Source organism: Rickettsia massiliae MTU5, assembly GCF_000016625.1.
GTDB lineage: Bacteria > Pseudomonadota > Alphaproteobacteria > Rickettsiales > Rickettsiaceae > Rickettsia > Rickettsia rickettsii.
In genome coordinates this window covers 731,452-743,791 of record NC_009900.1, presented here as the reverse complement: position 1 = coordinate 743,791, position 12,340 = coordinate 731,452, and the positions used below count along the sequence as shown (strand labels likewise).

Sequence of the window (12,340 nt, the reverse complement as noted above, 5' to 3'; positions counted from 1 at the left end):
TGATTGACAATGACACTCCTTTATTTTTAATAATTTTACGAATTTGACGGTTAGTGGATTCAATAGCATTAGTAGTGTAAATCGCTTTTCTAATGTCTTCCGGAAAGCTAAAAAATGGAGCTATGCCAGACCAATTTCGTTGCCATATGTCAAATGATCTGTCAACACTTTTCCGGACAGTTGTTTATGCACATTTTTGTATTTCTTCGTATTTTACTGGTGATAGATAATCGTTAGCAGAATGCATTCTTATACGATTATAAAATACCTCTATATATTCAAATATGGTATGTTTTGCTTCCTCCCTAGTTTTAAATTTATGTTGATACACTAATTCTGTTTTTATAGTATGAAAGAAACTTTCAGCAACAGCGTTATCCCAACAATTACCTTTACGACTCATACTCTGTTTGATACCATGTTGTTTTATAATTTTTAAATGACTATCAGAACAATATTGGCTACCTCTATCGGTGTGCCAAATAAGTCCTTTTGGTGGTTTACGTTGCCATATTGCCATTAATAAAGCATTATTAACCAAATCAGCCTTCATATTATTATTCATAGACCATCCTATAATTTTTCTAGAAAATAGATCAATAACTGTTGCTAAATATAGCCAACCTTCACTAGTTGGTACATAGGTTATATCTCCAACCCAATAACAATTAGCATCAGGAACTGTAAATTTTCTATCCAATAAATTAGGAGCAATTTGCTTGTTATGATTAGAGTCAGTAGTGGCTTTAAATTTACGCTTAGTTTTACATATTAAACTAGCCTCTTTCATTAGTCTTGCAATACGCCTCCTACTAACAATTATACTTTGCCTAGATAGCTCCTTTTTAATAGGTCTAGTTCCATAATTACCTCTACCTTCTTTAAAGATAATTTTAATTCTGTTTGTTAATTCATTATCTTCTCGATCCCTATTACATCCAGGATTATTTAGCCATTCATAATAACCACTACGTGATACTTTCATAAATTTACACATAGCAGCAATGGAAAAATTACCTTCATTCTCCTTTATCCACGCGTACCTTATCGGGATTCCTTTGCAAAGTACGCGGCAGCTTTTTTAATAGATCACGTTCTTGTGTTACTTTATCTAGTTCTTTTTTTAATCTCTTTAATTTATCATACAAATGTTCATCATCTCTCATTACTTCCTTGGGTTTTGAATATTTATTAACCCAATTATATAAACTAGATTTTGTAATTCCTAGTTCTCTAGCTGTTTGAGCAACAGGTTGCTTAGACTCAATAGCTAATTTAATCGCTGATTCTTTAAATTCAGCTGGATATATCTTTGGCTTTGTATCTGTCATCTCTATCCTTCCTGTTAATATCGTCTATTATTAACTGTCCGGAAAACTATAGCCACATCAATCATAAATTAAAAGCCATCCTGGATTATCAACTAGCCATTGTTTAACATAAGCGATAATGTTTTCTTTTGTATAGATGTTTTCTGTATATCCTAATAGCTTAGCGAATTCAATATATTTATTATACAAATCATCAATGTTCTCTGCAGGAAACCAAGCTTTAAATGTATACGGATGTTTTGTGTGCTTGACATATTGCAAAGTTAATTGTGTTTTTCCAATTCCTCCAAGTCCAGCACATGCACTAATTGCCACATTACTTATTCCTTCTGGTGTATGATTCTGACGTAATTTATTGTGTAAATTATTCAATAATTTTTCTCTACCAACAAAAACGTTATCTTGTCTAGGTATATTCCAAGTAGTCACATTCTTAGGAAATATTATTGATTCTTGTGGTTTAAGGTAAGGCATTTCTGCTTTTTGACTTTTAACCGTTGTTCTAACCGCTGGGTCAAATATTAAAAGATAAGTACCACAAATAATCAAAACCAATACACCAACTATTGGTAAATAAATATTCCTAACTTTAGCTTGAATATTTTTGTCTGTCAAATAGGAGTGAGGGGCAACTAAACTAGTCTGATTTGACATAATATTATTATATCTTTCCCTGAACTTAACAATAATATTCTCTACATTTGTATTAGAAAAAACTTTTGTGATAATTTCTAAAAAAATAAAATGATATTGTTTGGATAGAGAAAGATTAATATATTCAAAATTAGTTCGTTTAGGTAAAAATTCTAAACCTTGTTCTTCCTGTGTTGTAAGGAAAAATACTTTAGATATATCCTGATCATTAGACATAACAATAGATTGTCGTTTAGGTATATTAGTTTTATTTAACGCGAGTTTCGTATTAACTGAACATAGAGTTCAGCCTATTAAGAGAGATTTGATAGAAGGTTTATTCTCAGGTATTTATTGATAGTTACAGCAGAGTAGCTGATGTTAAACTATATACTGATAAAACAGCTTTAACTGCTGCTGATATGCTTAATGACCGAGTGTTACCATGGTATGAGACTCAAGGGATACCAATACTTCGTATTCTTACAGATCGTGGGTCAGAATATAAGGGAAATATAGAGCATCATGCTTTTGAATTATTTCTAAGTATTGAAGGTATAGAGCATACTACTACTAAAGCATATTCTCCTCAAACAAACGGTATGTGTGAGCGTTTTAACAAAACCATAAAACAAGAATTCTTTGATACAGCGATGCGGAAAAAGATTTATACAGATCTTGATGATTTACAATTAGAACTTGATATTTGGTTAGAGCATTTCAATAATGAACGACCACATTCAGGAAAATATTGTTATGGTAAAACTCCTATGCAAACTTTTAAGGATAGTAAAAAATTAGCTGTTGAAAAGAATAATGAAATCTTGTATCTTGATTATCCAGCTGATGGTTCAAACCTCCACCTTCAGGTGGAGAAACTTTAGTTTGAATAAGTCATAGTCGTCTTATATAAAATAAGTAAGTAGGACTTATTTTATAGGATGACTATGACAGAATATGAAAAAGGGAAACATACGGTATATTATCACAGGTATCACATAGTATGGATAACAAAATACCGTTATAAAGTATTAACCCAAGTTATCAAAGAAAGGATTAGGGAAATCATAGCTCAAGTTTCAGAGGAAATGAATATTAGGATAGTAAATGGGGTGATATCATCTGATCATTTACATATTTTAGTATCGATACCTCCTAATATAGCAGTAAGTGAATTTGTACAAAGAGCAAAAGGTAGAACTGCACGTAGAATACAACAAGAATTCCCAGAATTAAAAAAGAGATATTGGGGGAAGCATTTTTGGGGAAGAGGTTATTTTAGTACAACAAGTGGTCATATCACAGATGAAGTAATTAATGAGTATATAAATAACCATACAGAAGCTCATAAACCAACTTCTATTTCTAACATTAGATTGGAATAAGCTTTAGCTTAAACTCTACGGCACTTCTAGTGCCTATCATCAACCTACCGGCTCTCAGCCGGTAGTGGTTGAGTTTACTGAGATCACTGCAAGGGTAACAACTTCTAGTACTATATCGGTACAAAAAGTTATGTATACTGTACCATCACGTTTGATTGGTCAGCAATTGAAGATTCATATTTATGATAGTTATCTTGAATGTTATTTAGGTGCTGATCATGTGTTAAATCTAGCAAAAGTAAGAGTTGATAAAAATAAAAAATGGCAAAGATCTAGATGTATTAATTACCGCCATTTAGTAAATGCTTTGATAAAGAAGCCTGGAGCATTTCGTGGTTCTATTCTACGGGATGATATTTTACCAAATGAGACATATAAAAACATTTGGAATTTGATTAATCAGCATTGTAAGCCAAAACATGCGAATAAATTAATGGTAGGTATTTTAAAGTTAGCTGCTGATTATGATTGTGAACTGGCACTAGGAGAATTGGTGCTGTCATCTCTTTCTAAAGGTCAGATACCTTCTTTGAGTTTATTGCAAATACGTTTTCAATCTTGTAGTAATAATCCATTATTACCATCTATAGGAGTAACACAACATTCGCTACAAACATATGATCATCTTTTATCTGTGTTTGCTGTAGGAGGTTGCTATGCATGATTCTGCAACTTTACCAATTCTTCTAAAAGAATTAGGATTATTGACTATACTTGAGACATGGGAAAACTTTTTAGAGAAGGCAAAAATTGAAGGATGGAGTTATAATAAACTGTTTTCTATTCTTTTAGAACAGGAGGTAGAGACACGTCATAGGAAAAAAGTACAAGCTTATCTTAGGAAAGCACACTTACCACCTGGTAAATCTTTAACCACTTTTGATTTTAGCCAAGTACAGCCACTGAATAAAGCTAAGATAGAGGAATTAGCTTTTAATACTGCCTGGATAAAGAGATCAGAAAATCTTTTAATCTTCGGTCCGTCTGGAGTAGGCAAAAGTCACTTAGCGGCTGCAATAGGATATGCTTTAGTGGAGAAACATGTTAAGGTATTATTTATATCTACTACTAAACTAGTACAGCTTTTACAAGCTGCACGTAAAGAGTATAGATTACCAAATGAACTGACCAAATTAGATAAGTATGATGTTATTATCCTTGATGATATTGGTTATGTACGTAAAGATGAAGGAGAAACACATGTATTATTTGAGTTGATTGCTCAACGATATGAATCTGGTAGTATGATTGTAACTGCTAACCAACCTTTTAGTGAGTGGGATAGCATTTTTACTACTAATTCTATGACTGTAGCAGCGATTGATAGGCTCATTCATCATGCTACAATTTTAGAAATTCAATCAGATAGTTATAGAAGAAAAAGTGCATTACTAAAACAAGTAGAGGATAATAAATAGTATGATAACTAATTTTATTAATGATCATAATGATACAGTAATCTATACTACTACCAATGAGCCAATGATGCCTGCTAGATTATATTATAAGGTCCACAATGAAGATTTATTAGTCAGGGCTTTAAAAAAGCTAAAGTGTATAGGATTTGAGAGTAAAAAGCATTTTGTATTATTGTATTATAAAGAAGCTAAAAACTTGAATTTAGAGGTACATTATCAAGATGTACCAGAAGAGTGTTATCCCGTAGTCTTAGCAACTGGATGTATTAAGCAAGGCTCTATATTACACTTAGACTTAAAATCGTTACAAAGAGCAATATGCATAATAGATTTTTTAGGAAAGCACATACCCCCAACCATTATGGAAATTACTAGTTTTGCTCATTCTAATAAACTAACTGTAATCCAGAATAGCCAAGAGATACAAGATACCGTCTTGGGTGTCAATAACTTTTTTCAAATTTTTCATATAAATCTTATCTAATTTTCTAATTAACGCGAGTTTCGAATTAATATAGCATAGGATTTAGCATATCAAGAGAGATGTAATAGAAGGTTTATTATCAGACATTTGATAATTTATCAGTGCTGCAACCATATACACAAAGGCATTTGTAACTGATCTATGCCTTGAATGTTCAAACTTCCCCAATAGTTTAATTTTACGCGAGTTTCGTATTAAGATGCCTAGATTATAGCTAATAAATTTGTCATAATCCTGATTCTTTAAGGCTTTTGAGCAATTTAATAAGAATAGTTGGAGTAAAAAACGACAATTTGCTGAAAATTTACGCATTTTTAGCAAATTTTATAACAAAAACCGTGTTATCAATATCCATATAACCCAGTATTTATCAGCTATTCAGAGCCTTTGTGAATACGAAACTCGCGTTAATTTTACTAAACACAGATTCTATTAATGCTCTTTTAAGCAATAATATTTTATCCAACATAGACATAAGTTTATTTTTCATATTTTTCTTTACCCTAGTGACCATAAAAATGCCTTGCTCTAAAAGTTGTTGAAATAATTGTTGTGAAATATAACCACGATCTCCGAATACTTTACCAAAAAGATTTTTGATCATCAGTTCCAGCTGTTTTCTATCATCCTTATTGCCAGGGCTAAAAGATGCTTTAACTATACCACCGGCTCTATTAATTATTAGGTGTAGTTTAAGTCCATAGAACCAACCTTTTGTTGTCTTACTGCGTGCTGCTATGCCGGCGAACACTTTATTCATTGAAATACGATATCTCTTACATACCTCTATACTACTTGAATCTACAAAAGAAAGGTTCGTCACACTGATCCAAAATAGAATTGAATATTAATACTAATAGTGGTAAATGTGGACCTATTATTTTTATAAATTGACTATAGCTTACTAATTGAAAATCTCTTTGATGATGAATCCATATTTGCTTCAGATAATAATTCTTAAAACAATCATAAGATGACTGCCAGTAGCCTATTATAATTGTTATTACCTCACTTCTGTTAAGTCGACTTTTAGGACCAGATTTGTTGTTATGGTTAGTAATTGAATTTGTATGCTTTTCTAATTCTTGAAAAAAATCATCGACGTAACAAAATATTTCTGTAAAATCCATTATCATAGGTTATTGCTCTTAAAGTTTTTTCAATAACCTATAAACTTTTTTCTAATACTATTAAATACCATATTTTAATTAGCAATTTGTATTTTGTACTCACTTTATAACAAAAACAGTATTATCAATATCCCCGTAACCCACTGTTTATCAGCTATACAGCGACTTTTTGAATACGAAACTCGCGTTAATTAAATATTTGCATTAAAAAGAGTTTTAGTTTTAAGTACTCCGTAAATAATGTGTAGCAGCTTACGCATCACAGCTATCACTATCACCATTTTGGGTTTTCCTGTATCAGCCAAACGTTGGCTGAAATCTTTAATAATCGGATTAAATCTGATAGAAACTACAGCTGGCATATAAAAAGCTTTACGTAAATCTGCATCTCCTGTTTTTGATATTCTACCAACTCCACGTACAGAAGAGCCAGATTGTTTTGGCTTTGGATTAAGACCAACAAAAGCAGCTACTTGTTTTGCAGAATCAAAATTTTCTACACTTAGAAAAGCAAGTACTACAGCTATTGTTTTTTCTCCTATTCCAGGAATTGAAGCAAGTAGCTGTCTTTTATCATTTAAGTCCTCATGTTGCGTAATATGGTCAGCAATCAGTTTTTCTACCTCTTTGATACGTTCGTTTATAAAATCAATGTGAAATTGTATGTCTGCAGCTATTTCTGGATCTATGTCTCCAAGCCTGTTGCTCTCTTGTAATTTGTTGGTAATTAGAGTATCTAAACGATTTACCCATTGCTGCAATTTTTGTATATGTATTGGTTTTTGTTGCCAAAGATCAGGTTGCATTGCCTGGCAAAATTGAGCGATTAACTGACAGTCAGCCTTATCAGTTTTAACACGAGAGAGTTGACTCATGGAAAAGCCTTTTATCCTTGCTGGATTTACTACACTAACTTTGAAATTATTATCATAAAGATATTGAGCTAATTTTGTTCCATAGCAACCAGTGGCCTCCATACAAACATGAGCAGTAAGGGCTTCTTTGCCTTTTAACCATTCCTTTAAACTAGAAAATCCTTTTGAATTATTATCAAATTTTTTAGTTTTTACTTTACTATTAATAAGCAGTGCTACATCAAATGTTCTTTTAGAAATATCTACGCCTAAAATTACGCTATTCATAAGTGACCTTTTGTGTTAATAATTAGTAGAATACTCACAGATCAACCTTGTACATACAGGCTCACTGATAATCTTCAAGGCCTAAGATACCGTCCGATCTTTGTGAGTATGTGAAGGCTGGTTACTTATCTGATGGGCAGGATCATAGTCCTAAGGGCTACAACAGTATACCAACCTTCTACTTGGGTACCCCCAAGTATCCTCCAGTTATTCACTAAAGACAATATCAAGATACAAGGGCTATAGGATAAATTTAAAGTAATTTATCAATTATAAGTCGGATACATGGCTGCATTTGCTTTTTTGCTATTAAGTGTTATTTTTTTCTTGCATTATTGGGGAGGTCCATACATGGATACAACTCTAAGATTGCATAGTCTAAGATTAGTGATGGAATAAAAAGCCATTCAAGATCAAGATAATCCCCATACCTAACCGAACCAGCAAAACTAAGATCAATAAAGACAAATATTTAGTTAAGGAACGTAAGCAACAAAGGTTTAACAAAGCTCTTTAGAGCGAGGTTAACGCAATATATAAACCTAAAGGTTTATTTTTGCTTGTTGGTTCAAGTGGTTCTGGTTTCAGTGGATGATTTTAAGATTGCATGGTAATGTCAACGATGGATTGAATAAGATCGAGATTCACGAACCATGGCGATACAGTTTGCAAGAATAGAAATAGTAAGTAGGAGTGAAGGTAAAAATGCTTGTTTGAAAGCTGCCTATAATGCCAGGCTGATTATTAAAGATGAAAGAACTAACGTTACTTATAATTTTAGCAAAAAAGGCGATAATGTTTACCATGCAGTATTATTACCTAGCCACGTAGATCAGAAATTCAAAAATCCAAGTATCTTGATGAATGAAGTGGAAAAGAGTGAGAAAAGAAAAAATAGTCAATTATTAAAAGATATTGTGATAGCACTACCTGATGATAAAGAATTGGATTTAGAGGATAGAATAGCAATTACTCATGAAATCATTGAAGAGATGGGATGGGTAAGAAATGGTCTAGGAGTTCAGGTTGATATTCATCAGCCACATGACGGAGAGAAGAATTGGCATGCCCATCTGCTTGTTACCACTAGAAGATTTACAGAAAACGGTAAAGAGTTAGGAGCTAAGGCAGTAGATTTAAATCCTAAATTTGCCAAAGTTAAGGGTAAAGCATTTATTATCCCAGAAGATCAGATAATTCATGAGAGAGCTAAAGAAGTAATAAATAAATATTTTGCTAAGTTAGGTTTAGAAATCAGAGTAGACCCGATAAGCTTTAGCCCTGAGCAGCATGTCGGCCCTACTAGAATGAGAAGTATTATCAATGAAATAGCAGAGCAAAATAAAATATGTAAGTTAGCCCATCTTGAAATTATCAAAGGAGCAGATGGAGTATTAAATCGTATTATTCGTCATCAAGCTATTTTTACTAAATTGGATATAGAAAAAGCAGTAAAAGAGATTAAAGAAGAAGCAGCAAAGCAAAAACTAATAAGGGAAATATTAAATTCAGATAGGCTGGTAAAACTATATAATGAAGATGGCACTGATACTAAATACTATACTACTCAAGACATAAGGGATGAAGAATTAAGGATAGTTAGAATAGCAGATAAGGTAAATAACCAGATTCATTTTAATAACGTTGTTAAACTTAAAAGTGCTATCGACAACCTAGCTAGTGTTAATGAAGCACAAAGAGAAAGCTTACAACATATTTTAATTAATAGCCAAGGGATTAGGATCTTGCAAGGTAGAGCCGGCACCGGTAAGTCACAAGTACTTGCTGAAGCTTATAAAATTGCCACTAACCATGGGCAAAATATTATAGGACTCGCTCCTACTCATAAAGCAGCATCGGAGCTTAAAAGTAAAGGTTACCAGCAATGTCATACAGTAAAAGGGTTTTTGTTTAAATTGTATAATGGTAAAGCTAATCTACCAAGAAACAGCCTGCTCGTAGTAGATGAAGCAGGGATGGTAGGTAATAGTGATTATTTAGAATTACTAAAAGTAGCAAGGAGTAATAATTGTAATCTGATACTGGCTGGAGATGAGAGACAACTAACTTCCGTTGAGCGAGGAGGAATGTTTGCAGTATTAGCTAGTAAATTTGGCTCATATGAATTAAGTAACATTAGAAGACAAAGTAAAGTGTGGGCAAGAGAAATGGCTTCATGCTTTGCAAGATCAGATATTACTGGTGGTTTGCATTTACTAGAACAACATAACTGTTTAAAGAGTGATCATACACTAGAAGAATCAATGGCAAGATTAATTGAGGATTGGAGTAATAGCAAATTTGCTCTAAATGAGCGTTTAATAATTACCATGTGTAATATTGAAGTAGATAGTATTAATCAAGGGATCAGGGAGTTACTAAAAGCTAAAGGCTTGCTTACCGGTAAAGAGTATAGACGCTATCTACCATCTCAGCAGTATGAAGATTATATGGCAGGAGATCGTATTTTGTTTAAAAGTACTAATAAAGATTTACAAATAGAAAATGGTGAATTTGCCATGATAACTCTCGTCAGTAACGATAAGTTTGTTGCTAAAACAGATAGCGGGAAAGAAATAGAATTTAATCCTCAAGATATAAGCTTTAAACATGGCTATGCTTCTACAGTGTATAAAGCACAAGGAGCCTCAATTAAAGATGTCTATGTATTACATAATCTAGCAGGAAATAGCAGAAATTCTTATGTAGCCATGACAAGACACATAGAAGAAGTAAAATTTTATTATAATAGGAAGGCTAACAGGAATATGGCCAGTTTAATATCGCAACTTAGTAAAATAGATAATAGGCTATCTAGCATTAATTTTAAAACTTTAGAAGAATTGGTAGCGATTCAAGATCAAAAAAATAAGAGTCCTAATATTATAGATAAAGTAGGTAATTGGTTTAAAGGGGTAGTAGAAGATATTAATGATAGATTACACAGTAATGATAATTATTACCACTTAAGAATAAGCTCAAGACCACCTGCTAAAGTAGCAGAAATCCTAAGAAGCACTAGCACAAATCTTGCCACAAGCCATAAAGCCCAAGAAGAGCGAAAAAGCTCTTCTTATAACCTTACGAATTGTAATAAACAAGATACAACAATAAGTGTTAAATTACAAGAGGATATTATGGCAAAGACAAAAATAGATTATAATTCTATTAATAAACAAGAAGCACTGGAATTAAAGCAACGATTATCATTTAAAGCGGAAGAAATAGGTAGAAATTTGCTAGGCAGTCCAAATAAGCATTTATCAAATAGTCAAGTACTCCGCTGGGAGAAAGATGGCAAAATAGTGATGAGGATAGGTGGCAGTAAAGCTGGCAGATGGTATGATTTTAGTAAAGGAGAGGGAGGAGATCTATTTACCTTAGTACAAAGAGAAAAAAATTGTGATTTTGTAGAAGCTAAGAAATATTTACAAAATATGGTTGGTGTGTCAAACAATAGCAAGTTATTAGAAGATAAGATAAAAGAGCAATTTGACCAAAAAGTTAAGAATCAAGATCAACAAGCGAAATATACTGAAATATCTAAGATAAAGAGAGCTATAAGCTTATATGAAAAATCAGATTCTATAATCTATATGACGCCAAATAATATAGCAAAAAGATATTTATCAGAACATCGTGGAATTAAAAAAATATTAACAGGATATCAACTAAATAATGATCTTAGAACCAATATGATGTGGGACAGTAATAGCAAACAATATTATCCTGCATTAATTGCTTTTGCTAGAAATAAAGATGGTAATATTACCGGTGGACAATCAATTTATTTAAACAAAGACACAAATAATAAAGCTGATATTGAGGTTAATAAACGTTCATTTGGCAGAATCAGAGGTTCTTTTGTTGAGATTAGTAAAAATAATGAACAGCAGAACGTACAAAGCAGTAAAGATGGCAACAATTCAGCAAGTAATGTAACGATTATAGCAGAAGGGCTCGAGACAACTTTAAGCATTGCAGAAGCTGGTATTAAAGGCAAAATTCTTTGTAGTTTAGGTGTAAGTAACATTAGGAACTATGAGCCTATCAAAGGAGAAAGAATAATAATTACTGCTGATAATGATGGCAAAGATGCAGTATCAGTTCACACTGTAATGAAAGCTCAGGAAGAATTAATTAGCAAAGGAGCTGTGGTATCAATAATACGACCACCAGAAGAAGGCGATTTTAACGATATGTTAAAATCCCAAGGAGCAGAATCTATAAACAATCTTATAGAGCCTGAAATAGCAAAATTAACAGCAGCTAGCAAAGTAACAGAACTTAAATCATCCTTAAAAGCAAGTGATGATAGAAAATCACAATTTCAGTCTATAGAATTATTATTTTCAAAATTGGCAAATAACGATAATAACGGACTAAATAATTTGCAGCAACAGCAAATAAAAGCTCTAGCAAAGTTTGGCACAGCAGAAAATATTGATACTGCTTTACAAATCTACAGAGAAAAAGGTATAGATTCTTGTACTGCTTATAGTAACAAGATTTGCATAGCAGCAATAGAGAAGAAGATACAGAAGGATTTACAAATTATGCAGAATAAATTTGATCCTAATTATAATCTTGGTGATAAAAGATTTTCTGATATAGTAGTATATGATTTTCAAGGCAAAAGCCATCTTGTACCTGAAGATTACTTAAATGCCATAGGAAAAGATAAACAAGTAATGCAATATATAAATCAAGCTTCCGAAATAGCTAAAGAAATAAGAAATGCAGTAAAGCAAGTATCTGAGCTCAAGCTTAGTCAAGGAATAAGAGTTTAGGATGTAGTGTAATAATTTTTATCAAGT

General features: G+C 32.3%; 10 protein-coding genes and 2 pseudogenes. 6 read left to right on the top strand and 6 right to left on the bottom strand.

Translation table 11 applies throughout. The features are described from left to right. Window positions 1-16 precede the first annotated feature (16 nt). From RMA_RS09355 to RMA_RS03970, 4 genes and pseudogenes are all read right to left on the bottom strand, one after another. Window positions 17-145 (bottom strand): annotated as a pseudogene (locus RMA_RS09355) (transposase); the annotation flags it as partial. 39 nt (window positions 146-184) lie between these two features. Further along, window positions 185-1,006 (bottom strand): IS3 family transposase, encoded by an 822-nt coding sequence (locus tag RMA_RS03980; RefSeq protein ID WP_337998656.1) that lies wholly within the window; start codon window positions 1,004-1,006, stop codon window positions 185-187. 13 nt (window positions 1,007-1,019) lie between these two features. Continuing rightward, entirely contained in the window at window positions 1,020-1,331 is a 312-nt protein-coding gene (locus tag RMA_RS03975; protein WP_081427883.1) for a transposase, read from the bottom strand. A gap of 57 nt (window positions 1,332-1,388) precedes the next feature. Beyond that, on the bottom strand, window positions 1,389-2,201 hold the full coding sequence (locus tag RMA_RS03970) for a hypothetical protein (RefSeq protein WP_041404720.1): 813 nt from the start codon (window positions 2,199-2,201) through the stop codon (window positions 1,389-1,391). 95 nt (window positions 2,202-2,296) lie between these two features. Between RMA_RS03970 and RMA_RS03965 the strand changes: the two are divergent. The 5 genes and pseudogenes from RMA_RS03965 to RMA_RS03945 form a co-directional block, all read left to right on the top strand. Continuing rightward, window positions 2,297-2,848: pseudogene (locus RMA_RS03965) on the top strand (integrase core domain-containing protein); the annotation flags it as partial. 63 nt (window positions 2,849-2,911) lie between these two features. Beyond that, a complete protein-coding gene (gene tnpA, locus RMA_RS03960; RefSeq protein ID WP_041404948.1) occupies window positions 2,912-3,349 on the top strand; it encodes an IS200/IS605 family transposase in 438 nt (145 codons plus the stop codon). A gap of 64 nt (window positions 3,350-3,413) precedes the next feature. Continuing rightward, a complete protein-coding gene (locus RMA_RS03955) occupies window positions 3,414-4,013 on the top strand; it encodes a Mu transposase domain-containing protein (RefSeq protein WP_049749362.1) in 600 nt (199 codons plus the stop codon). Next, window positions 4,006-4,767 carry an IS21-like element helper ATPase IstB gene (istB, locus tag RMA_RS03950; RefSeq protein ID WP_012152861.1) on the top strand — a complete coding sequence of 254 codons (762 nt, stop codon included), beginning with the start codon at window positions 4,006-4,008 and terminating at the stop codon, window positions 4,765-4,767. The genes RMA_RS03955 and istB overlap by 8 nt, the downstream gene beginning before the upstream one ends. Before the next feature lies 1 nt (window position 4,768). Further along, on the top strand, window positions 4,769-5,251 hold the full coding sequence (locus tag RMA_RS03945; RefSeq protein WP_041404719.1) for a hypothetical protein: 483 nt from the start codon (window positions 4,769-4,771) through the stop codon (window positions 5,249-5,251). Window positions 5,252-5,621: 370 nt separating this feature from the next. Here the strand turns inward: RMA_RS03945 and RMA_RS07600 are convergent, their stop codons facing one another. Beyond that, on the bottom strand, window positions 5,622-6,074 hold the full coding sequence (locus tag RMA_RS07600) for an IS982 family transposase (RefSeq protein WP_187145870.1): 453 nt from the start codon (window positions 6,072-6,074) through the stop codon (window positions 5,622-5,624). A gap of 498 nt (window positions 6,075-6,572) precedes the next feature. After that, window positions 6,573-7,523, bottom strand: coding sequence for an IS110 family transposase (locus RMA_RS03935; protein WP_012152859.1), 951 nt, complete (start codon window positions 7,521-7,523; stop codon window positions 6,573-6,575). 653 nt (window positions 7,524-8,176) lie between these two features. On the opposite strand from RMA_RS03935, the gene RMA_RS03930 reads away from it, so the two are divergent. Then, window positions 8,177-12,313 (top strand): AAA family ATPase, encoded by a 4,137-nt coding sequence (locus RMA_RS03930; protein WP_012152858.1) that lies wholly within the window; start codon window positions 8,177-8,179, stop codon window positions 12,311-12,313. Window positions 12,314-12,340 lie beyond the last annotated feature (27 nt).

Coding starts and splice junctions, on each gene's coding strand:
- RMA_RS03930 (WP_012152858.1), top strand. CDS start 8,177: ATGGCGATACAGTTTGCAAGAATAGAAATAGTAAGTAGGAGTGAAGGT.
- RMA_RS03935 (WP_012152859.1), bottom strand. CDS start 7,523: ATGAATAGCGTAATTTTAGGCGTAGATATTTCTAAAAGAACATTTGAT.
- istB (WP_012152861.1), top strand. CDS start 4,006: ATGCATGATTCTGCAACTTTACCAATTCTTCTAAAAGAATTAGGATTA.
- tnpA (WP_041404948.1), top strand. CDS start 2,912: ATGACAGAATATGAAAAAGGGAAACATACGGTATATTATCACAGGTAT.
- RMA_RS03970 (WP_041404720.1), bottom strand. CDS start 2,201: ATGTCTAATGATCAGGATATATCTAAAGTATTTTTCCTTACAACACAG.
- RMA_RS03975 (WP_081427883.1), bottom strand. CDS start 1,331: ATGACAGATACAAAGCCAAAGATATATCCAGCTGAATTTAAAGAATCA.
- RMA_RS03945 (WP_041404719.1), top strand. CDS start 4,769: ATGATAACTAATTTTATTAATGATCATAATGATACAGTAATCTATACT.